Here is a 23,884-nt window from a genome sequence, read left to right on the forward strand (position 1 = left end):
GGCCGTGCCGACTCAGCGGCGCGGCGCGGGGCCGACCGACTCGCGCAGCAGCAGCGTGTTCATCTCCGGCATCACAGTGGGCGGGTCCTGCTCGCGGACCAGCGCGATGAGGCGCTCCATGGCGAAGCGTCCCTGGCCGGCCCGATCGGCGGCGACGGTGGAGAGCGCCGGGACGGCGTAGCGGCTCACGCCGAGGTCGTCCCAGCCGACCACGCTCAGGTCCTCCGGGATGCGCCAGCCGCGCTCGTGGGCGGCGCGCATCACGCCGAAGGCGACGTAGTCGTTGGCCGCGACGACGGCGGTCACGCCGCTGTCCTCGGCCAGCTCCATGATCGCGGAGTGGCCGGTCTCGGGCGACCAGGCGCCGCCGACGACGCCGTGCGACTCGAGCCCGTCCGCGGCGATCGTCTCCTCGAAGATCTGCCGGCGGGCCGCCGCCGAGGCCCACTCCTGCGGCCCCTGCACGTGCAGGAAGCGGCGGTGCCCCATCGCGGCGAGCCGGCGCACGATCTCGGCGACGAGCGAGGCGTCGGCGAGCGGACCGATGCCGCGCAGTCGGTCGTCGTACTGGCCGAGCACCGCCAGCGCCGCCGTCGTCGCCGTCCGCGGAGACTCCTCCAGGCCGGGCAGGCCGCTGAGCGACAGCACGCCCTCGACGCGCCCGGAGTCCATCAGCTCCCGGGCTCGGGCGGCCCGCTCCTGCGGCGAGCCCTCCACCACGGCGATCTCCATGAGGAAGCCCTCGCGATGGGCGACCTCGCCGGCCGCGGCCAGCATCGGGGTGGGCATCTGCTCGACGGGGGAGGGGAGCACCACGGAGAGCACGCCGGTCCTCCGGGTGCGCATCGACCGGGCGATGGTGTTCGGCCGGTAGTTGAGCTCCTCGATGGCCGCCTCGACCTGCTCGATCGTCTGCGGGCGGAAGGGGCCGAGTCCGCGCAGATAGCGCGAGACCGTCTGGTGGGACACGCCGGCGGCCCGGGCGACCTCGTGGATGGTCGACCGGCGGCCGGAGGAGGCGTCGGATGTCACGGGGGCAGTGTCTCTCCGTGGTGCGGCCCGGGCCGGTCGGCGCGCCGACCGTCGGGCATATCGGCCCGTCGGGCGGATCCCCGCGGTGCGGCGGGGCGGGCTGGGCGGCGGGCCCTCCCGTCGATGTGACCGGGATGACAGAATTCTGTTGACAGTGCGGCCGGGGCCTCTCTAGTCTCGGAGGCGATCGGTCATGTGATCGGTCACACACGCTCGTCGGAGACTGCGGCCGGTCTCTCGGCGCGGCGCCCGACCATCGAGCACATCCACTGCGAGGAGCACGCATGTCAGCCGCATCCAGCACTGTCCGCGTCGGCGTCGTCGGCGCCGGCGGGATCGCCACCGGGGCGCATCTGCCCACGCTGGCCTCCCACGGCGACCGGGTCGAGGTCGTCGGCCTCGCCGATGTCGACGCCGATCGGGTGGCCCAGGTCGCCGACGAGTGGGGGATCCCCGGCCGCCACGGCGGCGTCGACGAGCTGCTCGAGGCCGAGCGCCCGGATCTGCTGGTGCTGTGCACTCCGCCCTCGGCCCACCGCGAGGGCGTGATGAAGGGGCTGCGCGCCGGCGCCTGGGTCTGGTGCGAGAAGCCGCCGATGCTCACGCTGGCCGAGTACGACGAGGTCGCCGCGCTGGAGCGCGAGGGCGGCCCCTACGCCTCCTACGTCTTCCAGCACCGCTTCGGCTCCGGCGCCCAGCGGCTGAAGCGCCACGTGCAGGAAGGCACGCTGGGGCGACCGTTGGTCGCGCTGTGCAACACGCTCTGGTACCGCCCGCACTCCTACTACGACGTCGCGTGGCGCGGGAACTGGGAGACCGAGGGCGGCGGCCCCGCGATGGGCCACGGCATCCACCAGATGGACCTGCTCTTCGAGGTCCTCGGCGACTGGACCGAGGTCTCGGCCACCGCCGCGGCGCTGGACCGCGACGTCGAGACCGAGGACGTCTCCGCGGCCACCGTCCGGCTCGCCTCCGGGGCGCTGGCGACAGTGGTCAACTCGGTGCTCTCCCCGCGCGAAGTCTCCTACCTGCGCTTCGACTTCCAGGACGCCACCGTCGAGGTCGAACACCTCTACGGCTATGACAACAGCTCCTGGACCTGGACTCCGGCTCCGCATGTCGGCGAGGAGGCCCCCGCCGACTGGACGCCCGAGGAGGACGTGCCCTCGTCGCATCGCCGGCAGCTCGGCGAGCTGCTCGACGCGATGGCCGCCGGAGCGCGCCCGCGGGCCTCGGGCGACGACGGCCGGCGGGTGCTGGAGTTCATCGCCGCCCTGTACCAGTCCGCCGAGACCGGACGTCCCGTCCGTCGTGCGGAGCTGACCCGCTCCGGCACCTACTACGCCGGCATGCACGACGCCGCCCATGACTACCGCGTCGCCGAGAACATCGCCGGCGCCGTCCAGACCCCCGCCGAGGAGCCCGCCCGATGAGCCAGACCTTCGACGTCACCCGCACCGACGAGGAGATCGCCGTCTCCGCCGCCGGCACCGAGATCCTGCGCTACGTGATCCGCCCGGACACGGCGCCGGAGGAGGCGCCCAAGCCGTACCTGTTCCCGCTGCGCTTCCTCGACGGCGGCGAGGCGGCGGTGCGCCGGCCGCACGACCACCGCTGGCACACCGGGCTGCAGTTCACCTGGTCGCATGTGGCCGACCAGAACTTCTGGGGCGGGCCGACGTTCCACGTCGAGGACGGCTACCGGATGCGCGGCAATCTGGGCACGATGCGGCACACCGGGTTCGCCGCCGAGCCGTCCTCCGGCGAGGAGGTGGTCTTCGACGAGACGCTCGAGTGGATCACCTCCCGCGGCGAGCACTGGTTCGACGAGCACCGCGTCCAGCGGGTCCACTCGCTCGACGCCGACCGCGGCATCTGGGCGATCGACCTGGAGACCGCGCTGACCAACGTCTCCGGCGAGACGCTGCCGATGGGCAGCCCGACGACGGCGGGCCGGCCGAGCGCCGGCTACACCGGCTGGTTCTGGCGCGGCCCGCGCTCCTGGACCGGCTGCCAGGTGGTCAATTCCGCCGGAGCCGCGGGCGAGGAGAGCACCATGGGCGCGATCGCCGACTGGGTCGCCTTCAGCTCCCCGCACGACGAGATCGACGGCGGCGGCACGGTCATGGCCTTCGCCGGCACCTCGGAGGCCTCCGGTCCGGAGGGTCCGGTCGAGGTCCCGCCGATCCGGTGGTTCACCCGCACCGGGATCTTCACCGTCACCAGCCAGTCGCCGGCCTTCGACCAGGAGATCCATCTGCCGGACCGCGGCGTGCTGCGGCTGAGGCATCGGTTCGTCTTCGTCGCCGAGCAGCTCGAGCCCGCCGCGCGCGAGGAGATCGGAAAGGAGTTCGCGCTGCGATGAGCACCTCTGCGAGCGAGAACGCGCCGAACGGGAGCACGCCGAGCGGGAGCACTCCGGTGCAGCGGGCGCTGCCGCGGTTCCCGGGCGGCACCTCGGTCAGCCAGCTCTGCGTCTACGACTGGGAGACCCCCGACGGGCTGCACGGCGGCTCGCCCCATCTGCACACCGTCTCCACCGAGGCCTATGTGGTCACCGGCGGCACCGGGGAAGTCCACACGCTCTCCGCGGAGGGCTTCGCCCGCGACCGGCTGGAGGCCGGCTCGCTGCTGTGGTTCACCCCCGGCACCGTCCATCGGCTGGTCAACCACGGGGATCTGCAGCTGAACGTGGTGATGTCCAACGCCGGGCTCCCCGAGGCCGGCGACGCGGTGCTGACCTTCCCCGACGAGATCCTCGCGGATCCGCAGGCGTACCGTGAGGCCGTCGCGCTGCCCGAGGGCGACGAGCAGGAGCGCGCACGGGCCGCGCAGGCCCGGCGCGACCTGGCCATCGAGGGCTGCCGCGAGCTCATCGCCGCCGTCGAGCGCGACGGGCCGCAGGCGCTGGGGCGGCTGCACGCCCGCGCCGTCGAGCTGGTCCGCCCGCGCGTCGAGCGCTGGCGCGAGATCTGGGAGGCGACCGTCGAGGCCGAGACTGCGCGGACCCGGGAGCATCTGGAGGCGCTGCAGGCCGGCGACGGCTCGCATCTGGGCCGGGCCGCCGTCGTCCGCGGCGAACCTCGCCCCGGGCCGCGGCTCTTCGGGATGTGCGGGCGGCTGCAGACCTTCACCGGCGAGGAGCCGGCCGGCTGACGATCAGCGCACGCCGCGGGCGGTCAGCGCCTCGGCGGTCCGCTCGGCGTGGCGCAGCGTCATCACCAGCAGCGGCATGATCGTCGTCCAGGGGCCGCCGCGCGCGCCCCGGGCGCGTTGGGCCTGCCGGATCTCGGCGTGGAATCCCAGGATCGTCGGCACCGAGCGGATGGTCAGCGACAGCGCCAGCGAGACCCGTTCGGGGTCGACGCCGAGGCGTCGCAGCGGGTGCAGCGCCCGTTCGACGGCGTCCAGCACGGCCTCGGTGCTGGTGGTCAGCGTCAGCAGCCCGGCCAGCAGGATCAGCGCGGTCACCCGGGCCACGTTCAGCGCCGTCTCCGCTCCGGAGAGGAAGATCAGCTGCGGGACGGTCAGCAGCAGCACCAGCCAGCGCAGCCCCCAGAGCCGGTGCAGCAGCGCGACGGCCGTCGCGCCCGAGGCCAGGTGTCCGAGGACGGCCAGCGCCCAGGCGGCGGCGACGATCCACGGATCCTCGCGGCGCAGCGAGAGCGCCAGGGCCAGCACCAGCAGCACTGCGAACTTCGCGGAGACCGGCATCCGGTGCACCGGCGAGTCGCCGGGCCGGTGCAGCGGGATGAGCGGGGTGGAGGCCATGTCCCGGGCTCAGCCCCGCCGGCGCCGGGCGTGCTCGAAGGGCGTCGGGTAGGCGCGGGCCAGCGCGTGGGTGAGCAGCACCGCCGCGGCGGCCTTGGCGAGGTCGCCCGGGAGGAAGGCGGCCGAGGAGACGGCGGCCTGCGGCAGGGTCAGCCCCAGCTGCCAGGCCATCACCGGGATGCCGCAGGCGTGGATGACGGCGACGCCGCCGAGCGCCGTGCCCGCCGCCGTGCGCCACAGTCGCAGCGGCCAGCCGGCCTGGACGATCGCCCCGACGACGAGCGCCCCGGGGATCCAGCCCAGCGCGTAGCCGGCGGTCGGCCCGGCGTAGACGGCCAGTCCGCCCGAGCCCTGGCTCAGCAGCGGCAGTCCGGCGGCGACGAGCAGGTGCAGCAGGATCATCGCCCCGGCGCCGCGCCAGGGTCCGAGCACTGCGCCGGCGAGCATGACGCCCAGCGTCTGCAGCGTGATGGGCACGCCGGCGATCACCGGCACGGCGAAGGGCTGACCGAGGACTGCGACCAGCGCGGCGAAGACGGCCATCCGCGCGATGCCGCGCACCGAGCGGCTCACCCCGCCGTCGTCGCGGGCCGTGCCGGGCCGGAGGCTCTGCGGGGACGTGGCGCCCGACGCGGCGGGCGTCGTCGGGGGCTGCGGCGCGGGGGAGGGCATCGGAGTCCTTCTTCCGGTCGGCGGTCGGCGGTCGGCGGGCCCTGGCGGACGGAGCACTCGGGTTTGAACGGCGTTCAAATCCTACGGGCGCCGCGCCGTCGACACCAGCCGGCCTCGACGAGGCCGGCGGCGCGGATCCCCTGCTGCTCCTGCCGCGCGCTCGCGCACGCGGCAGGAGTCGACCGGTGGGCGGCGGCGTGCATCACGCCGCCGCGGCGGTAGACTGGGGGCAGAGCATCGCCCGCGTCCGCGGGCGATCATCCTGAGGCAGACGAGCCCGATAGGAGTCCGGCCCGAACATGTCGAACCCGATCTTCAACACGCAGGCGTTCCCGAAGCAGTTCTCCGAGAGCGGCCGTCGCCGGTTCACGATGGACCAGCGGGGCCAGGTCACCGAGCAGCCGCAGCAGGACGACCGCCCCTACGCGCAGCAGCACGGCATGCCCGGCCAGGGCGGCGTCGCCGCGCCGCAGGCGGCTCCGCAGGACCTGGAGCCGATGACCTACGACGACGTCATCCGCAAGACGCTGGTCAGCTTCCTGGTGGTGCTGCTCGGCGCCGGCGTCAGCGTCACCGTGGGCGCGACGTCGCCGGCGCTGCTGATGGTGCTGGTGGTCGTCGGCCTGCTCGGCGGCCTCGGGCTCGGCCTGGTGAACTCGTTCAAGAAGGAGCCGAACCCCGCGCTCATCCTGGCCTACAGCGCCTGCCAGGGGCTGCTGCTCGGCGGCATCTCGATGCTGCTGGAGATGCAGTTCCCCGGCATCGTGCTGCAGGCGGTGCTCGGCACGGTGATCGTCTTCGGCTCGGTGCTCGCGCTCTTCCGCTCCGGCAAGGTCCGGGCCACGCCGAAGCTGACCAAGATGTTCATGGTCGCCGGGATGGCGTACTTCGTCTTCAGCCTGGTCAACGTGGGGCTGATGATGTTCGGCGGCACCGACTCGATGTTCGGTCTGCGCGGGGAGATGCCGCTCCTGGGCCTCGCCCTCGGCGCGCTGGGCATCCTGCTGGCGACCTACTCGCTGGTGATGGACTTCACCAACATCCAGGAGGGCGTCGACGCCGGCGTCGCCAAGCGCTTCGGCTGGGCGGCGGCCTTCGGGCTGACCGTCAGCCTGGTCTGGCTGTACATCGAGCTGCTCCGCATCATCGCGATCGTCCGCTCCATGGCGGAGTGATCGTCCCGGCGGGCCTGGCCCGCCGCCGCACTCCGGGCCCGCTCGCCGCATCTCGACCTGCGGGGGCGGGCCCGCAGTGCATGGCCCCGGAGGCCGGTCCCGGACCGGTCGGTCCGGGATCGCGCCTCGGCGCCGCACAGGAGAAGGAGGAGGCCGCTCGTGCCGTCCGGAGTGCCGGGCGTCGCCTGTGTCACTATGGAACGCATGACTCGAGATGACGAGAGCTCGTTCTCCACGCCGGCCACGCCGCCCGCGCCGTCGGCGGAGCCCGTCGACGCGTCCGACGAGCGCCGCATCCAGGAGGACATCCCGTGGGGCGTGCGGATCGCGGCGGCGTGGTCCTGGCGTGTGCTGCTCGTCCTCGCCTTCACCGGCGTGCTCCTCTGGCTGCTCAGCTTCGTCAAGCTGCTGATCATCCCGCTGCTGGTCGCCGCGCTGCTGGCCACGCTGCTGCGCCCGGTCCATGACTTCCTCCGTCGGCTGAAGTTCCCGGCGCTGCTGGCCTCGATCTCCTCGATCCTGCTGCTGCTCGCCGTCGTCAACGGCCTGCTGTACCTGGTCGGCCAGGAGCTGGTCCAGGGCTTCGCGGAGATGACCGATCAGGTCCGCACCGGCGTGCTGGAACTGGTGCGCATGGCCGAGGACGCCGGCCAGCAGCTGGGCGTCACCGTCTCCACCGAGGAGTTCGACCAGTGGCTGCAGCAGGCCCAGCAGTACCTGCAGGACAACTCCTCGACACTGCTCGGCGGCGCGGTGAGCATCGGCTCGACCGCGGGCAACATCGTCGTCGGCCTCATCCTCTCGCTGTTCACGCTGATCTTCTTCCTGGCCGACGGCGAGCGGCTGTGGCGGTTCGCCGTGGAATTCGTCCCGAGCAAGTTCCGCCCGGCCGTCCACGGCGCCGGCCGCACCGGCTGGACGGCGTTGGGCTCCTACGTGCGCGTGCAGGTCTTCGTCGCCGCCGTCGACGCCGTGGGCATCGGCATCGGCGCGCAGCTGCTGGGCGTGCCGCTGGCCCTGCCGGTGGCGGTGCTGGTCTTCCTCGGTTCCTTCATCCCGGTGGTCGGTGCGGTGGTCACCGGAGCGATCGCGATCATCCTGGCCCTGGTGGCCAACGGGCCGATCAACGCGTTGCTGATGCTCGGCGTCGTGCTGCTGGTCCAGCAGATCGAGTCCAACGTGCTGCAGCCGATCGTGATGGGCAAGGCGGTGCGGCTGCACCCGCTGGCGGTGGTGCTCGCGGTGACCGCCGGGACCACGCTGCTGGGCATCGTCGGCGCGCTCTTCGCCGTGCCGGTGCTGGCCTTCATCAACCGCTCCACCCGCTACCTCGTGCGCGAGGAGTGGCGGCACGACGACGTGGCCCTGGCGATGGAGCATGAGCAGCGGCTCGAGGCCGCCCGGCGGGAGGCGCCGCCGGAGTCCGAGGAGCCCGCGGACGAGGAAACTCTGGCCGGGCTGAAGCGCCGGCTGAAGGAGACGGTGCCCGCGCTCGACCCCGAACGGCGCGCGGCCCGCGGGGAGGCCGGAGACCCTGGAGCCTCCGGAGACTCCGACGCCGCTCGTCGGCCGCGCCGCGCGGCGGCCGGCGATGCTGAGACCCGCCGCGCCGCCGACCGTTCCGGCGGCGCCGACGAGGACCGACGACACGCTGAGGATGAGGAATGACCCAGACTGAGAACGACCCCGCCGTGACGCCGCCGGGCGAGGGGCTGAGCGTCACGCTCGACGACGTCCGCGCCGCCCGCGAGCTGCTCGACGGCGTCATCGTCCACACCCCGCTGGAGCACTCCCGGGCGCTGGGGCGGAGGATGAACGCTACAGTGCACCTGAAGTGCGAGAACCTGCAACGCGCCGGCTCGTTCAAAGTGCGCGGGGCCTACGTGCGGATGTCCCGGCTGAGCGACGAGGAGAAGGCCCGCGGCGTCGTCGCCGCCTCCGCGGGCAACCACGCCCAGGGCGTGGCCCTGGCCGCGAAGAAGCTGGGCATCTCGGCGACGATCTACATGCCGCGCGGCGTGGCCCTGCCCAAGCTCGCCGCCACCCGCGACCACGGCGCCGACGTCGTGCTGCACGGCTCCAACGTCGACGAGGCGCTGGCCGAGGCGCAGCGTCAGTCCGAGGAGACCGGGGCGGTGTTCATCCACCCGTTCAACAGCACCGACGTCGTCGCCGGCCAGGGCACCATCGGCCTGGAGATCCTCGACGAGGAGCCCGAGGTCGACACGGTCATCATGGGCATCGGCGGCGGCGGCCTGCTGGCCGGCAACGCCGTGGCGCTGAAGCAGGAGGCCGCCCGGCGCGGCCGGCGCCTGCGGATCATCGGCGTGCAGGCGGAGAACGCCGCGGCCTACCCGCCGTCGCTGGCCGCCGACGCGCTGGTGCCGCTGAAGGGCGTGCGCACCATCGCCGACGGCATCGCCGTCGGCCAGCCCGGCGAGATCCCCTTCGAGATCATCAAGGAGCTGGTCGACGAGGTCGTCACCGTCAGCGAGGACGCCATCGCCGAGGCGCTGATCTTCCTGATGGAGCGCTCCAAGATGGTCGTCGAGCCGGCCGGGGCCGTCGGCGTGGCCGCGCTGATGGAGGGCAAGCTGGAGGCGCTGGGCATCGAGGCGGAGAACATCGTCGCGGTGCTCTCCGGCGGCAACATCGACCCGATGCTGATGCTCAAGGTCATCCAGCGGGGTCTCTCGGCGGCCGACCGCTTCCTCACGGTGAAGCTGATGCTCAAGGACCGTCCCGGCGAGCTGGCGATGATCTCGCGGATCGTCTCCGAGACCGACGCCAACGTCATCGGCGTCGACCACACGCGCATCGGCGGCGAGCTGTCCATGGGCGACGTCGCGCTGGTGATTAACATGGAGACCAAGGGTGCCGAGCACTCCTCCCTGGTGCTCAACAGCCTGCGCGCCGAGGGCTATGAGCCGATGGTGCTGAACTGATGGGCGCGGTCGCGGACGGCCTCGCCCTCGGCGCGGCGACGACGGCGGAGCAGGCGCCGTCGGAGGCCTCGGCCGCCGGCGACATGCTGCTGATGGTGCTCACCGGCGTGATGTGGGCGTTGAGCCTCGCGGCGCTGGCCGGGGCCGCCTGGCTGATGGGCCGCTGGATGCAGAACCGCGAGGCCCGGCGCAGAGCCCCCGCCGAGGGCGACGACGCCGGCACGCGGGGCGGCCGCCGGCCGGGCTCGCGGGCCGCCCGGCGCAGCGTCCGCCGCGGGAAGCGACGCCAGGACAACGCCAGCGACCTCGACGGATGGGCCTGAGCCGGACGGCCGCGGTCCCTGCCGACGAGCTCCGACGATCGATCAGCCGGTGAACGGCTCCGACGCCTTGATCTCCACCGGGATCTCCTTGCCGTTCGGGGCGGCGTAGCTGAGCGTGTCGCCGACCTTGGATCCGTTGATCGCCTGCCCGATGGGGGAGTCAGGGGAGTAGACGTCCATGCCCGAGTCTCCGGCGATCTCGCGGTTGCCGAAGAGGAAGGTCATCTCGTTGCCCGCCACGGAGGCGGTCACCTTCATCCCGGGCACCACCGTGCCGTCGCCGGCCGGAGCCTCGCCGACGTAGGCTTTCTCCAGCAGCTGGGTCAGGTACTGGATGCGGGCCTCGGCCTTGCCCTGCTCGTCCTTGGCGGCGTGGTAGCCGCCGTTCTCCTTCAGGTCACCCTCTTCGCGGGCGGCCTCGATCTTGTCGACGATCTCCTGCCGGCCGGGGCCGCGGAGGTGGTTCAGCTCCGCCTGGAGCCGGTCGAAGGCCTCCTGGGTGAGCCACTGGGCGTTGGGGTCGGTCTCGTGGGTGTTCGTCGACACAGTCTTCTCCTCGGTTCGGGGAGGAACCCGTGCCGTTCTCCTCGGCCGGGGCCCGGGCCTCGCCGCGCGGGGCCGTGCCACAGCGAGCGGCACCGCTCCGCGGCGGCTCGGGAGCCCCGTCGGAACGATGCCGTCAGGTTCCTCGTCGTGCATGCAAAGACCCCGCCTGAGGATCAGCGGTCCCGGGCATCGGCCCGGGCCGTCCCCGGCGGGGTTGGTGTTGCGTACACCCCAGGATAGTGCGGATCCGGCCCGAGACTCAATGCCTCCGGGCATCTGCGACGCTCGTGTCGGGCCTGACGTCGGCTCAGCCGCGCGGGCGGAACCAGCCGCGGGCGGGACCGTGGACCAGGGCGACGACGACCAGGGCCGCGGCGATCATCACCGTCGCCAGCGCCGCGGCCGCCCGCGGATCGGACTGCTGGAGCAGGTAGATCTGCACCGGCGCGGTGCGGGTGATGCCCGGGGCCGATCCGGCGAAGGCCAGCGTGGCGCCGAACTCGCCCAGGCAGCGGGCGAAGACCAGCACCACTCCGGCGGTCAGCGCCGGGCGGATCAGCGGCAGCACCACCCACCACAGCGTCGCCAGCGGCCCGGCGCCCATGGTGGCGGCGGCCTCCTCGTACTCGCGGGCGACGCCCTGGACGGCGGACTCGACCGAGAGCACCATGAACGGCAGCGCGACGAAGCTCTGCGCCAGCACCACCGCCGCAGAGGTGAAGGTGATCTGCAGGCCCAGCAGCTCGAGCGTGCCGCCCAGGATGCCGGCGCGGCCGAAGGCCGCCAGCAGGGCGACGCCGGCGACCACCGGCGGCAGCACCAGCGGCAGCAGCACCAGCGGACGCAGCCAGCGCAGCAGCGGGCTCCTGCCGCGCCCGAGCAGCAGGCCCAGCGGGACGCCGAGCAGCAGGCAGATCAGCGTCGAGACGCCGGCGGTCCAGAGGCTGAGCACCAGCGCGTCGCGCGCCCGGTCGCCGCCGAGCAGGTCGGGGACGGCGAGCAGATCGGCCTGCAGCACCAGCGCGACGACCGGTCCGACCAGCAGCGCGGCGCCGAGCAGCGCGAGCACGCCCAGCGCCGGCGGCAGCACCGGGATCGCCGGGCGGGAGCGGAGGCGGGGTGACCGTGCGGCCATGCTCAGGAATCCGCGCCGTCGGCGGCGGACCCGGACCCGCCCTCCGGCCCGGCGTCGCCCGCCGCCCCGGCGCCGTCGTCGGACTCGGCCGCCGGCGGCGGCAGGAAGCCGGCCTCCTCGAAGGCCGCGCGGCCGTCCTCCGAGGCCAGCTCGCCGAGGAGCTGCTCGGCGGCCTGCGGATGCGTCGGCGCGGCGGAGAGACCGGCCCACATCTGATTGGTGCCCCCGTCGTGCTCCGGGACCTCCAGGGCCCGGACGTCCTCGCCGGCGGCCGCGGCGTCGGTGCGGTAGACGAGCCCGGCGTCGACCTCGCCGAGGCTGACCTTCGACAGCACCGAGGCCACCGACGTCTCCTCGGTGTCGGCATGCAGATCCAGCGCCAGCTGGTCGGACAGCGTCTCGGCGAGCATGCCGCAGGGCACCTGCGGGGCGCAGATCGCCGTGGTCAGCTCCGCGGAGCGGTCGGCGAAGTCCGCGAAGCTCTCGATCTGACCGGGGTTCTCGGCCGGCACGGCGAGCACGAGGCGGTTGGTCGCCACGGGCAGCGGGCCGTCCCCGACGTGTCCGCCGTCCTGCAGCCTGGTCATGTGACGGCGCGAGGCGCTGAGCACGACGTCGAAGGAGCGGCCGGACTCGATCTGCGAGACGAGCGTCGAAGTGCCGGCGTACTCCGGAGCCATGGCCGAGACGACGTCGGCGACGTCCGGGTCGGCGGCCAGCCGCTCCAGCGCGGGCTCGGCGGAGGCGGCGGCCAGCACCACCGGCCCGTCGGCGTCGTCGGCGTCGTCTCCGGCCCCGGCCGCGCAGCCGGAGAGCGTCAGGGCGCCGGCGACGCTCAGCACCACGGCGAGCATCAGCGGCGCGGCCGGTCGCGGCGGAGCGTGGCTCCTCACGCCTCGACCGTCCAGCAGGACTCGACGACGCCGGTCACCCCGCGGCGCTCGGTGCGCAGGTCGGCGGTGAAGCTCTGCGTCCGCTCGGAGACGTCGTCGCCGGTGTGCGGGCCGAGGGTGACAGTCGTGGCGCCGACCACTGCGTAGGAGTCGTCGAGGACCTGCACCAGGCAGCGCGCGGTGGAGTCGAACTCCTTGGTGACCTCGAAGTCGACCGAGGCCTCGGAGTCGGAGACGATGTCGTAGCCGACGTCCTTGGACTCCGGCAGGCTGCTCGGCCCCTCCACGGCGACCCAGATGCCCAGGCCCAGCGCGGCGACCAGCGCCAGGCTGATCAGCACGGTCCGCAGACGGCGGGACGGGACACGGCGCACGGGGCCGTAGCGCTCGGCGAGGACGGCGGAATCGGCGGCTCGGCTCATCAGGCATAGTCTAGAGGGTCGGCGCAGGTGTCCGCCCGGCCGCGACGCCGTGCGGCGACGTCCTGCGGCGACGTCGGACGGAGCCGTCGGGCTGAGCCGGCGTCGTCCGCGTCACGCGGCGCCGCGGGATGAACTCCGCGCGCTGTGCTGTTGCACCGCGCGACGGGTCGCTCCGCCGAGACCCGCCGCGACGCCGTCGACCGATTCGACACGACTTCGAGACCACGGAGAGAGCAGTGACCCCGACGCCAGACCAGCCGGCAGACCACGTGCCCACCACGACTCCGGTGACGCGCCTCGATCCCGACGCCGGACTGCACGCCGACGCCGAGGAGGCCGGTGCGGCCACCGTGCCGCCGTCGGAGGGCCTGCGGATGCTCGCCGTCCACGCCCACCCCGACGACGAGTCCTCCAAGGGCGCGGCGACGATGGCCGCCTACGCCGCCGCCGGCGCCCGCGTCATGGTCGCGACCGCCACCGGGGGCGAGCGCGGCGACCTGCTCAACGAGGAGGTCGCCGAGGTCCCGCAGCTCCACCGCGACCTGCCCGGGCTGCGTCGGCAGGAGATGGCCCGGGCCGCCGCGGAGCTCGGCATCGAGCACGTCTGGCTCGGCTTCGAGGACTCCGGGCTGCCCGAGGGCGACCCCACGCCGCCGCTGCCCGCCGGGTGCTTCGCCGACCTGCCGCTCGAGCAGGCCGCCCTGCCGCTGGTGCGTCTGGTGCGCCGCTTCCGGCCGCATGTGATCGTCGGTTACGACGAGTCCGGCGGCTACCCGCACCCGGACCACATCATGTCCCACCGGATCGCCAAGGAGGCCTTCGAGGCGGCCGGAGACCCGGACCGCTACCGCGGCGTCGGCGAGCCCTGGGCGCCGCAGAAGCTCTACTACGACAAGGCCTTCAACCCGGTGCGCTTCCGGGCGATCCACGAGGCGCTGGAGGAGGCGGGCATGGAGTCGCCCTTCGGCGACCGGCTGGCGCGCTTCGAGGACCCCGAGGCCATGCCGTGGCTGACCAAGCACGAGGTCACCACCCAGGTGCCGATCGGTCCGTTCATCGAGCACCGCGACCGGGCGCTGCTGGCCCATCGGACCCAGGTCGCCCCGGGCAGCTTCTTCTTCGCCACGCCGAACGACCTGCTGCGGCGGATCTGGCCCTATGACGACTACATCCTGGTCGACTCCCGCGTGGAGTCGTCGGCGCCGGAGGACGACCTCTTCGCAGGGCTGCGCTGAATGCTCCGCGCGGGAGGCGTAGACTGGTGTCCCGGGCCGGCGCGCGCCGGCCGCTGACCGACGGCTGACCCAGAGGCGAGAGACCCGTGCTTCATCTACCCGCAGCGACCGCCCTCGCCCTCGGCGGAGGCGGCGAGTCGCCCGACCTGCGCCCCGGGCTGGAGGAGACGGACATCAGTCCCGGCCCGGAGGGCTTCTTCTTCACCGCGCTGGTCGCAGTCCTGCTGATCCTCGTCGTCCGGGACCTGGCCAAGCGCATGCGCCGGATGAAGTACCGCTCGACGGTCGAGGCCGAGCAGGAGGGGACCGAGGTCGAGTTCCCCGGCGAGGTGAATCCGGCCGAGATCGTGCCCAGTCGCATCGGCGCCGGCCAGCGCCGCGCCCGCGAGGCCGCGGCGGCCGACCGCTTCGGCGATCCGCAGGAGACCGGACGCGACGCCTCCGGCGCCCCGCGCGGAGCCGACGACCAGCCGACGGAGAGCCGCGACGCGGAGGACTGAGAGCGGACGCTCGGCTCATGCTCGGCGAGCGTCCGGAGCCAGCCCCTAGACTGACGGCATGGCCTCGCATGTGACCTCTGCAACATCCTCGGCGCGCGTGCTGCCCCACGGCGCCTGGCCCTCGGCGATCACCGCCGAGCAGCTCGCCGTCGGCGGGCATCGGCTCTCGGCGCCGAGCCTCGTCGGCGACCATCTCTGGTGGGTCGAAGGACGTGCCGACGAAGGCGGCCGCCAGGCCCTGGTGCGCACTGCCGACCCGGTCGCGGCCGAGGACGAGGCGTCCGACGTCGACGTCGTCACCGTGCTGCCGGCACCCTTCGACGCCCGCTCCCGCGTGCACGAGTACGGCGGGTCGGCCTGGACGGCCGTGCCGGCCGAGCTGCTCGACGACGGCTCCGAGGCGCCGCTGGTGCTCTTCGTGAACTGCGCCGACCAGCGCATCCACCGCTTCCGCGAGGGCGAGGATCCGGTGCCGCTCAGCCCCGTCGGACCCGACGTCGCCTCGGCCGGAGGCCCGTCGCTGCGCTGGGCGCAGCCCGTCGTCGTCCCCGGCCGGCTGACCCCCGCGGGCGTCGGCACGGAGGTCTGGTGGATCTGCGAGGACCACACCGCCGACCGCTGCGGCCCCGACGGCGCTCCGCACATCGAACGCTGCGTCGCCGCCGTGCCGCTGGACGGCTCCGCGGCCGAGGACCGCTCCCGCGTGCGGCGGGTGACGCCGGCGTCGCGCTTCGTCGCCCATCCGCGCCTCGCCCCCGACGGCGAACGACTGGCCTGGATCTCCTGGGAGCATCCGCAGATGCCCTGGGACGGCACGCAGCTGCACGTCGGACGGATGGTCGACGGCGTCGTGGGCGAGGAGGAGGTCATCGACGGCGACGAGCACACCTCGGTGCTGCAGCCGGAGTGGCGCGACGCCGACCGGCTGGTCCACCTCTCCGACCGCTCCGGCTGGTGGAACCCCTGGGGCTGGTCGGCGGCGACCGGGGTGACCCAGCTGCTGCGCGAGGAGCGCGAGCACGCCGGCCCGCTCTGGCAGCTCGGCGAGCAATGGCTGACGCTGCTCGACCCGGACACCGCGCTGATCCGGCACGGCACCGCCGTCGACCAGCTCGGCGTCCTCGATCTCTCCACCGGGGCGGTGGCCGAGCTGCAGGTGCCGCACACCGCCGTCGCCGGCGCCGTCGTCCGCGACGACGGGCTGGTGGCCTTCACCGGAGCCTCGCCGGAGCAGTTCCTCGGCGTGCAGGCCGGGAGGCTGGTCAACGACGGCTACGGCTGGCGGATCACCGGACTGCGCACGCTGCGCTCCTCGCGCCGCGACGTCCCCGATCCGGGCCTGCTGCCCGTCCCGGAGCCGATCACCGTGACCGCCGAGGACGGCCAGGAGGTCCACGCCGTGCTCTACCGGCCGCGGCACCAGGGCATCGTCGGGCCCGCGGGGGAGCTGCCGCCGTACATCGCCCAGGTCCACGGCGGCCCGACGGCGCAGGCCGCCGTCGCCCTCTCTCCGGCGGTGTCCTACTGGACCTCCCGGGGCATCGGCGTCGTCGACATCAACTACGGCGGCTCCACCGGATTCGGCCGGGCCTACCGCGACCGGCTGAAGGGGCAGTGGGGCGTGGTCGACGTCGAGGACACCGTCACGGTGATGCGGCATCTGGTGGCCGAGGGGATCGCCGACGGGGACCGGCTGGCGATCGAGGGCGGCAGCGCCGGCGGGTGGACCACGCTGGCCTGCCTGACGCGGACCGAGGTCTTCTCCGCCGGAGTGTCGAGCTTCGGCGTGGCCGACGCCGTCGGGCTGGCCGAGGACACCCACGACTTCGAGTCGCGCTACCTGGACCAGATGATCGGGGCGTACCCGGAGGAGATCGCGGTCTACCGCGAGCGGGCGCCGCTGAGCCACGTGGACTCGCTGAGCTGCCCGGTGCTGCTGCTCCAGGGCGAGGAGGACCGCATCGTGCCGCCCAGCCAGGCCGAGCGCTTCCGCGACGCGCTGGCGGCGAAGGGCATCCCGCATGCCTATCTGCTCTTCGCCGGCGAGCAGCACGGCTTCCGGAAGGCGGAGAACATCATCACCAGCTTCGAGGCGTCGCTGAGCTTCTACGGGCAGGTGCTGGGCTTCGACCCGCCGGACGTGCCGCGGCTGACGCTCGCCCGGTGAGCCGGGGCGCTCCTCCTCCATCGAACGGGGGATCTCTCGGGGTGATTCCGGGGAACATCGCCGAACACCCCGAATGATCCCCCGCTCGATGCGTCGAGGGCCCTCAGACGGGAGCACCCTGCCGCCGCAGCGCCGTCCGGACCATCGCGACGGCGCCGTGGAAGCCGGCGCGCAGGTCTTCCCGATGGAAGCAGAGCACCACCCACCCGGCGGCGCGGAAGACGTTGTCCCGGTGCTGGTCGGTGCGGTGCCGCTCCGGGGTGTAGTGCGTCTCGCCGTCGTACTGGATCGCGATCCTCCACTCGGGATAGGCGAGATCCGTCGGCGGCGACAGCGGATCGCCCGGATCCGCCGGCACCTGCAGCGCCGGCTCCGGGAGCCCGGCGTCGACCAGGGCCAGCCGCAGCAGGGTCTCCGGCGGCGAGTCCGCCCCGCACCGTACCTCGTCCAGCGCCGCCAGAGCGCGACGGCGCCCGCGCACTCGGCGCGTGCCCGCGAGCACCTCGGAGAGGTCGTCCCTCGTCGCGAACGGCTCGGCCCGTCCCTCGAAGCGTGCGTAGGGCCGGCGCACCAGCTGATCGCCGAGCACCACGAGCTGCCGGACCGAGCAGCTCGCCGCCAGCTCCAGCCAGGTCCGCGCGGGCGAGCTGGCGCGCACGCCGTCGAGCGTCACGACGTCGTGGCCGCGCACTGTGCTGCGGTGCCCGACGACGCCGGACCGCTCGACGCGGGTGTCCGGCGTCGGCGCCTGGCTGAGGTGGACGCGGTGATCCTGCTCCAGATGCGGCGGCAGGTGGAGTCCGCGCATCCGCGCCGCAGTGGTGTGCGAGAGCCAGGCCTCGGGCGCCTCGGCCGCCAGCGCGCGGGCCACGAGCAGGTCGCGGTCGGCAGGCGAGGCCGAGACGACGAGTGCGGCCGGCGCGTGGACCCCGGCGCCGAGGGAGACGACGTCGGATGCGCTGAGGCGATCCTTGTCGATCCCCAGCGCCCGAGCAGTCGATGCGGTGAAGGCCCTGTTCAGCAACGTCGAGGGGAGAGGGCGGCGTCGGACCATGGACAGAGTCTGGCCCAGATCGCCCCGTCCTGCTCAACGTTCTCCACAAGGACAGATCGAGCGGGGGATCCCTCGGGGTGTTGATCGCCGGGCGGACGAATGACCCCGAGGAATCCCCCGCTCGATGGCAGGGAAGGGTGGGAGGAGCGGGTCAGCGGGCGGCGGGAGCCTCCGCGGCCTCCACGGCGTCCGCGGCGTCCCAGGAGCCCCCGGAGTCCGCAGCGTCCTCGGAAGAGTCCGTCGCGAGCTCCTCGGAGTCCTCCTCGGCCTCGTCGTCGAAGGGCAGGCCGGTGCGGCGGGACGAGTAGAGCTCGTGGTCGAGGATGCCCTCCCGCTTGGCCACGATGGTCGGCACCAGCGCCTGACCGGCGACGTTGAGCGCCGTGCGGCCCATGTCGACGATCGGCTCGACGGCCAGCAGCAGGCCCACGCCCTCCAGCGGCAGGCCCAGCGTGGACAGCGTCAGCGTGAGCATCACCGTCGCCCCGGTGGTGCCGGCGGTGGCGGCTGAGCCGATGACCGAGACGAAGACGACCAGCACGTACTGGGTGATGCTCATGTCCAGGCCGAAGAACTGGGCGACGAAGAGGGCGGCGATCGCCGGGTACAGGGCCGCGCAGCCGTCCATCTTGGTGACCGCGCCCAGCGGGACGGCGAAGGAGGCGTAGGAGCGCGGCACGCCGAGGTTGCGCTCGGTGACCCGCTGGGTCAGCGGCATCGTGCCCACTGAGGAGCGCGAGACGAAGCCGAGCTGCACCGCCGGCCACACGCCGGTGAAGTACTGCTTGGCGGCCAGCCCGTTGCTGCGCACCAGGATCGGGTAGACCACCAGGAAGACCAGCGCCAGGCCGACGTACATGCACAGCACGAAGATCCCCAGCGAGGACAGCGCATCCCAGCCGTAGGTGGCGACGGCGCGGGCGATCAGCGCCAGCGTGCCGATCGGGGCCAGGCGGATGATCCACCACAGCACCTTCTGGATGATCGCGAGCATCGCGGAGGTGACGTCCAGGAAGGGCTCGGCCTTCGGGCCGATCATCATCGCCGCGATGCCGATGGCGATGGAGATGACCAGGATCTGCAGCACGTTGAACGTCAGGTCGGTCTCCACCGCGCCGGAGGAGGCTGGGGAGGACTCGGCGGTCAGGCCCATGAAGTTCGCCGGCACGATGGAGTCCAGGAAGCCCAGCCAGGAGCCCTGGCTCGACGGCGCCGCGGCGGCGTCGGCCTCGACGCCGGTGTGCTGGCCGGGCCGGCCGATGGTGCCGATCGCCAGGCCCAGCAGCACGGCGATGAACGCGGTGATCGCGAACCAGAGCAGCGTCTGGCCGGCCAGTCGGGCGGCATTGGTGACCTGGCGCAGCTGGGCGATGGAGGTGACCACGGCGGTGAACACCAGCGGCACCACGGCGGCGGTCAGCAGCGAGACGTAGACGCCGCCGACCTCGCTGACAGTGGTGGTCAGCCAGTTCGGGTCATCCTGGTCGCCGCCCATCGACCGGGCGATGAACCCGACGCCCAGGCCCACGACCAGGGCGGCGAGGATCTGGTTGCCGAAGGAGGTCATCCATCGCGGCAATCGGCGGGTGCGGGTCTTCTCGGCGGTCTCCGCGGTGGCGGACATTGATCGGCTCCGTTCGACGTCGTGGTCACAGGCGGTGCGGCGGGCTCGGCGCGATGCGGCGCCGTCGATCTCCCGCCGCGGCACGGAGACGCCAACGGGGCCGGGATCGGCGCTATTCCGCGGATGAACGCAGGTTACGGGTCGGTGATGCACGCCACGGAAAGAAGATCGTGCATCCTCTGCACGGCAGTGTGCAGTGAATCACAATCGCCGGGGTCGGGAGTGCGCCGAGAGTGGAATGCGACCTGATCCGTCCGCCCCGGGGCGGACCGACTGAGGAGGAGACCCCTGCCATGACATCGTCATCCGCCAGCACCCCCGCCAGCACCCCCGCCAGCTCCCCCGCCAGCTCCCCCGCCAGCTCCCCCGCCAGCTCCCCCGCCAGCTCCCCCGCCAGCTCCCCCGCCGACGGCGTCGACGGCCCGGCTCCCGGGGCGCGGCCGAGCACCGCACCGGAGACCGCGTCGGGCCCGGGAGCCACGGCTCTCGTCGTCGGAGCCGGGTCGGCCGGCTGCGTGGTCGCCCGCCGGCTCGTCGACGCCGGCGTCGCGGTGACCCTGCTGGAGGCCGGCGGGGAGGACCATAATCCGGCGATCCACGACCTCTCCCGGATGGGAGAGCTCTGGCACGGTCCCGAGGACTGGGATTACTGCACCGTCGGCATGGAGGGCACCGCCGGTCAGCCGATGCATCTTCCGCGCGGGAAGGTCCTCGGCGGCTCCCATGCGCTGAACGCCACGATCTGGGTCCGCGGCGCGCCGAGCGACTTCGACGGCTGGGCGGTCGACTGCGGGCCGGACTGGTGCTGGGAGCAGGTGCTGCCGATCTATCGGGCGCTCGAGGACTCCTCCTCCGGCGCCGACGAGCTGCGGGGCGCCGGCGGTCCGCTGATCGTCGACGGAGGTTATCCGCTCGAGCCGATCCACCGGTCGATCGTCGAGGCGGCCGTGGAGTCCGGCGTCCCGTACAACTCCGACTACAACGGCGAGACGCTCGACGGAGTGTCCCAGCAGCAGGTCACCATCCGCGACGGCGAGCGGGTCAACACCTGGAAGGCGTATCTGCAGCCGGTGCGCGATCGGCTGCGCATCCTCACCGAGGCCCATGTCCATTCGGTGATCGTCGAGGACGGGGCCGCCGTCGGCGTGCGCCTGGGGACGAACGGCGAGGAGCGCGAGCTGCGCGCCGACCAGGTGATCCTCTGCGCCGGGGCGCTGGACTCGCCGCAGATCCTGCTCCGCTCCGGCCTCGGCCCGGCCGGGGAGCTGCGCGAGGCCGGCGTCGACGTCGTGCGCGACATGCCGGGCGTGGGCAAGAACCTGCACGACCACCTGCTCGCGCCGGTGATCGGGGTCTCGACCTCCCGGGAGGTCGACCCGCCGAAGCCCGGAGTCTCGGTGACCCAGACCCACCTGTTCGCCCGCAGCCGGCCCGACCTCACCGTCCCCGACACCCAGCCGATCTTCTTCGCGGTGCCGATGTACTCGCCGGGCATGGAGGAGACCGAGGGCACGGCCTTCACACTGCACTCCGGGCTCGTCGCGCCGCGCAGCCGCGGGGAGATCACGCTGTCCGGCCCCGGGCTGGAGGACCCGGCGCGCATCGACCTGGCCGCACTCTCCGACCCGGCTGACGTCGAGGCGCTGCTCTTCTCGCTGCGGCAGTGCCGGGACATCCTCGCCCAGCCCGCGCTCGCCGAGGGGTGGGGCGCGACCGAGGTCCACCCCGGCCCCGAGGTCACCGAGGAGGACGAGCTGATCGACTACATCCGTCGGTGCGCGGTGACCTATCACCACCAGGTCGGGACCTGCCGGATGGGCGTCGACGACGGCGCCGTGGTCGACCCTCGGCTGCGGGTGCGCGGGCTGGACGGCCTCCGCGTGGTCGACGCCTCGATCATGCCGACGATCACCACCGGCAACACCAATGCGCCGACGATCATGATCGGCGAGCAGGGCGCCCGGTTCATCCGGGAGGACCTCGGGCTGGGCCGGGCGGCGGAGCGTTCCGGCCCGGCGGACCGGCGAGCAGACGTCGCCCCGGCCGGATGCGCGGCGGATCGGATCCGGGGACCCGTCGACGGCGGCGCGTCGGTGGACGAGACTGGAGGCATGGGACATCGCCTCGCCGAGAGCTCGTCACGCTATCTGCGCCAGCACGCCGAGAATCCTGTCGACTGGCATCCATGGGGCGAGGAGGCCTTCGCCGAGGCCCGACGCCGCGACGTGCCGGTCTTCGTCTCGATCGGCTACTCCGCCTGCCACTGGTGCCATGTGATGGCCGCCGAGTCCTTCTCCGACGAGCAGACCGCGGCGACGCTGAACGCCGGCTTCGTCGCGATCAAAGTCGACCGCGAGGAGCACCCCGACGTCGACGACGCCTACATGGCCGCCACCCAGGCGCTCACCGGGCAGGGCGGCTGGCCGATGAGCGTCTTCACCGATCCCGCCGGACGTGTCTTCCACGCCGGAACCTACTTCCCGCCCCGGCGCCGCGGACAGATCCCCTCCTTCGCCGAGGTCCTCGACGCCGTGCAGGCCGCCTGGACGCGGCGGCGCGACGAGGTCGAGGCCTCGGCGGCGCAGATCGCCGCGGCGCTCGGCGACCAGCGACGCCGCCAGGCCCAGCTGGCCACCGCACCCACGGAGGAGCTGGGCGCGCCGCATCCGGGTCACGACGGCGTGCCGGGCCCGGACATCCTCGCGCAGGCCGACGACGCCGTCGCGGGGGCGATCCAGGCGCTGCTTGCCGAGGAGGACACCGTCCACGGCGGATTCTCCCCGGCGCCGAAGTTCCCGCCGTCGCCGCTGCTGGGCCTGCTGCTGGAGGAGGCCGCCCGGGATCCCGAGTCCCCGGCGGGTCCGCCGGCGATCCGGGTGATGGAGGCGATGGGGCGGTCCGCCCTGCACGATCAGATCGAGGGCGGCTTCGCCCGCTACGCCACGGATCGCGCCTGGGCGCTGCCGCACTTCGAGAAGATGCTCGCCGACAACGCCCAGCTGCTGGGCCACTATGCGCGGCTGAGCGTGCATCCGGCCGCGAGCCGGGCGACGCGCGCCGAGGCCGAGCGGGTCGGGCGCGGCGTCGTCGACTGGCTGCACCGCCGGATGCTGCTGGAGTCCGGACTGCTGGCGTCCTCGCTCGACGCCGACACCGTCGACTCCTCCGGCCGCCACCAGGAGGGCGGGACCTACCTGATGAGCGACCGCGATCTGCGCGCCGCCGCCCGCGCGGCGGGGCTCGGCGAGGACGATGCGGAGCGGCTGATCGCGCTGAACCGCGGCGTCCCCGCCGACGAGGCCGGGGCGGCGGCGCACGTCGCCGAGGACACGCCGCGCACTGTGCACTTCGACGCGCCGCTGACCGGCGAGGACCGCCGCGTGTGGGAGGGGGTGCTGCCGGTGCTGCGGCGTCGTCGTGCGGCCCGCGCCCAGCCGGCGCGCGACGAGAAGGCCGTCGCGGCCTGGAACGCGATGGCGGTGCGCTCGCTGGCCGAGGCCGCCGTCTGCTGGGCCGACGACGGCCTGCTGGAGCGTGCCGGACGACTCGGGGAGCGGCTCTGGGACGTCCACGTCGACGACGCCGCCGCGGACGGGGGCGACGCCGGCCCGGTGGTCCGGCGCGTCTCCCACGCCGGACGCGCCGATGCGGCGCCGGGCACGCTGACCGATCACGCCCAGGTGATCAGCGCCTGCTTCACGCTCGCCTCCGTCGGAGCCGGAGCCGGAGCCGGAGCTGGATCCGAGGCCGAGGACGCGCAGCGCTGGCTGGACCGCGGCCGTCGACTGCTGGCCACGCTGCGGACGCGCTTCGTCGTCGAGGACGAGGAGGACCGGCCTGCCCTGGTGGAGAGCGCCGACGGCGGCGCGATGCTCACCGCCGCCCTGCAGGGCCCGGCGCTGGCCACGCCCTTCGACGGCCCCGAGCCCGGCGGCGTCGCCGCGGCCGCCGACGCGCTGCAGCTGGCCGAAGCGCTGGTGGCGACCGCCGACGGCGACGGGCTGCCCGACGCGGACGCCCTGCGCGCCGTCGACATCCTCCACCACGCGCCGCCCGCCGCCCCGCGGGCGCCGATGGTCGTCGGCGCCAGTCTGCAGGTGCTGCGGCGCGTCGCCGTCGGGTCGCCGGCGTTCCGGGTCCTCTCCGCGACTGAGGAGGACCTGGCCGCCGTGCGCCGGGCGGCGGTGCTGCATGGTCTCGCCGTCGAGCCGCCCGCCGCGGAGGCCGTCGGGCCCGGGCGCCCGCTGCGGCTGAGCGTCTGCCTCAACGCCGTCGAGGCCATGGTCTGCCTGCCGCCGGAGACTTCGATCGCCGCGGCGTTGACGCGGCTGGGGGAGCGTCCGGTCGCCTGAGCCGGTTCAGCGCACCGAGCCGGGGCGGAGCGTCAGCC

20 protein-coding genes are annotated in these 23,884 nt (G+C 73.6%); 11 read left to right on the plus strand and 9 right to left on the minus strand.

What is annotated here, in order from left to right; genetic code table 11:
• Nucleotides 1-12 precede the first annotated feature (12 nt).
• Nucleotides 13-1,032 (minus strand): LacI family DNA-binding transcriptional regulator, encoded by a 1,020-nt coding sequence (locus ABD652_RS08030; protein WP_344720030.1) that lies wholly within the window; start codon nt 1,030-1,032, stop codon nt 13-15.
• A gap of 284 nt (nt 1,033-1,316) precedes the next feature.
• Here ABD652_RS08030 and ABD652_RS08035 point away from each other — a divergent pair, with 284 nt between their 5' ends.
• The 3 genes from ABD652_RS08035 to ABD652_RS08045 are packed head-to-tail and all read left to right on the plus strand — an operon-like array spanning nt 1,317 to nt 4,188.
• Nucleotides 1,317-2,465 carry a Gfo/Idh/MocA family protein gene (locus tag ABD652_RS08035; RefSeq protein WP_344720032.1) on the plus strand — a complete coding sequence of 383 codons (1,149 nt, stop codon included), beginning with the start codon at nt 1,317-1,319 and terminating at the stop codon, nt 2,463-2,465.
• A complete protein-coding gene (locus tag ABD652_RS08040; RefSeq protein WP_344720034.1) occupies nt 2,462-3,397 on the plus strand; it encodes a DUF6807 domain-containing protein in 936 nt (311 codons plus the stop codon). The genes ABD652_RS08035 and ABD652_RS08040 overlap by 4 nt, the downstream gene beginning before the upstream one ends.
• The gene (locus ABD652_RS08045) at nt 3,394-4,188 is read left to right on the plus strand and encodes a cupin domain-containing protein (RefSeq protein WP_344720036.1); all 795 of its coding nucleotides are present in this window, start codon (nt 3,394-3,396) and stop codon (nt 4,186-4,188) included. The genes ABD652_RS08040 and ABD652_RS08045 overlap by 4 nt, the downstream gene beginning before the upstream one ends.
• 3 nt (nt 4,189-4,191) lie before the next feature.
• Here ABD652_RS08045 and ABD652_RS08050 read toward each other — a convergent pair whose 3' ends face one another.
• Nucleotides 4,192-4,803 (minus strand): energy-coupling factor transporter transmembrane component T, encoded by a 612-nt coding sequence (locus tag ABD652_RS08050; protein WP_344720038.1) that lies wholly within the window; start codon nt 4,801-4,803, stop codon nt 4,192-4,194.
• A 9-nt stretch (nt 4,804-4,812) separates the two neighbouring features.
• Nucleotides 4,813-5,475 (minus strand): biotin transporter BioY, encoded by a 663-nt coding sequence (locus tag ABD652_RS08055; RefSeq protein ID WP_344720040.1) that lies wholly within the window; start codon nt 5,473-5,475, stop codon nt 4,813-4,815.
• A 299-nt stretch (nt 5,476-5,774) separates the two neighbouring features.
• Here ABD652_RS08055 and ABD652_RS08060 point away from each other — a divergent pair, with 299 nt between their 5' ends.
• The 4 genes from ABD652_RS08060 (at nt 5,775) to ABD652_RS08075 (ending at nt 9,918) form a co-directional block, all read left to right on the plus strand.
• Nucleotides 5,775-6,650, plus strand: a complete 876-nt coding sequence (locus tag ABD652_RS08060) for a Bax inhibitor-1/YccA family protein (protein ID WP_344720042.1) — start codon at nt 5,775-5,777, stop codon at nt 6,648-6,650.
• Nucleotides 6,651-6,854: 204 nt separating this feature from the next.
• Complete coding sequence (locus ABD652_RS08065; protein WP_344720044.1) at nt 6,855-8,318, plus strand: AI-2E family transporter; 1,464 nt, start codon at nt 6,855-6,857, stop codon at nt 8,316-8,318.
• Nucleotides 8,315-9,595 (plus strand): threonine ammonia-lyase, encoded by a 1,281-nt coding sequence (ilvA, locus tag ABD652_RS08070; RefSeq protein WP_344720046.1) that lies wholly within the window; start codon nt 8,315-8,317, stop codon nt 9,593-9,595. The genes ABD652_RS08065 and ilvA overlap by 4 nt, the downstream gene beginning before the upstream one ends.
• Nucleotides 9,595-9,918 carry a hypothetical protein gene (locus tag ABD652_RS08075; protein WP_344720048.1) on the plus strand — a complete coding sequence of 108 codons (324 nt, stop codon included), beginning with the start codon at nt 9,595-9,597 and terminating at the stop codon, nt 9,916-9,918. The genes ilvA and ABD652_RS08075 overlap by 1 nt, the downstream gene beginning before the upstream one ends.
• A 42-nt stretch (nt 9,919-9,960) precedes the next feature.
• Here the strand turns inward: ABD652_RS08075 and greA are convergent, their stop codons facing one another.
• From greA to ABD652_RS08095, 4 genes are all read right to left on the minus strand, one after another.
• Nucleotides 9,961-10,464, minus strand: coding sequence for a transcription elongation factor GreA (gene greA, locus ABD652_RS08080; RefSeq protein ID WP_344720051.1), 504 nt, complete (start codon nt 10,462-10,464; stop codon nt 9,961-9,963).
• Nucleotides 10,465-10,771: 307 nt separating this feature from the next.
• The gene (locus ABD652_RS08085) at nt 10,772-11,599 is read right to left on the minus strand and encodes an ABC transporter permease (protein WP_344720053.1); all 828 of its coding nucleotides are present in this window, start codon (nt 11,597-11,599) and stop codon (nt 10,772-10,774) included.
• Between the two features lie 2 nt (nt 11,600-11,601).
• On the minus strand, nt 11,602-12,492 hold the full coding sequence (locus ABD652_RS08090) for an extracellular solute-binding protein (protein ID WP_344720055.1): 891 nt from the start codon (nt 12,490-12,492) through the stop codon (nt 11,602-11,604).
• Nucleotides 12,489-12,914 (minus strand): DUF4307 domain-containing protein, encoded by a 426-nt coding sequence (locus ABD652_RS08095; protein WP_344720057.1) that lies wholly within the window; start codon nt 12,912-12,914, stop codon nt 12,489-12,491. The genes ABD652_RS08090 and ABD652_RS08095 overlap by 4 nt, the downstream gene beginning before the upstream one ends.
• Nucleotides 12,915-13,288: 374 nt before the next feature.
• Here ABD652_RS08095 and mca point away from each other — a divergent pair, with 374 nt between their 5' ends.
• The 3 genes from mca (at nt 13,289) to ABD652_RS08110 (ending at nt 16,816) form a co-directional block, all read left to right on the plus strand.
• Nucleotides 13,289-14,149, plus strand: a complete 861-nt coding sequence (gene mca / locus ABD652_RS08100) for a mycothiol conjugate amidase Mca (protein WP_344720461.1) — start codon at nt 13,289-13,291, stop codon at nt 14,147-14,149.
• 86 nt (nt 14,150-14,235) lie between these two features.
• Nucleotides 14,236-14,649 (plus strand): hypothetical protein, encoded by a 414-nt coding sequence (locus tag ABD652_RS08105; RefSeq protein WP_153143101.1) that lies wholly within the window; start codon nt 14,236-14,238, stop codon nt 14,647-14,649.
• A 58-nt stretch (nt 14,650-14,707) separates the two neighbouring features.
• Entirely contained in the window at nt 14,708-16,816 is a 2,109-nt protein-coding gene (locus ABD652_RS08110) for a S9 family peptidase (protein ID WP_344720060.1), read from the plus strand.
• A 103-nt stretch (nt 16,817-16,919) separates the two neighbouring features.
• Here ABD652_RS08110 and ABD652_RS08115 read toward each other — a convergent pair whose 3' ends face one another.
• Together ABD652_RS08115 and ABD652_RS08120 are read right to left on the minus strand one after the other, a co-directional pair.
• Nucleotides 16,920-17,870, minus strand: coding sequence for an endonuclease domain-containing protein (locus ABD652_RS08115; RefSeq protein WP_344720062.1), 951 nt, complete (start codon nt 17,868-17,870; stop codon nt 16,920-16,922).
• 151 nt (nt 17,871-18,021) lie between these two features.
• Nucleotides 18,022-19,494 (minus strand): dicarboxylate/amino acid:cation symporter, encoded by a 1,473-nt coding sequence (locus ABD652_RS08120; RefSeq protein WP_344720064.1) that lies wholly within the window; start codon nt 19,492-19,494, stop codon nt 18,022-18,024.
• Between the two features lie 293 nt (nt 19,495-19,787).
• On the opposite strand from ABD652_RS08120, the gene ABD652_RS08125 reads away from it, so the two are divergent.
• Nucleotides 19,788-23,846 (plus strand): DUF255 domain-containing protein, encoded by a 4,059-nt coding sequence (locus ABD652_RS08125; protein WP_344720066.1) that lies wholly within the window; start codon nt 19,788-19,790, stop codon nt 23,844-23,846.
• Nucleotides 23,847-23,884: the final 38 nt, after the last annotated feature.

The sequence above is a fragment of the Nesterenkonia halobia genome (assembly GCF_039536005.1).
In the GTDB taxonomy this organism is placed as follows: domain Bacteria; phylum Actinomycetota; class Actinomycetes; order Actinomycetales; family Micrococcaceae; genus Nesterenkonia; species Nesterenkonia halobia.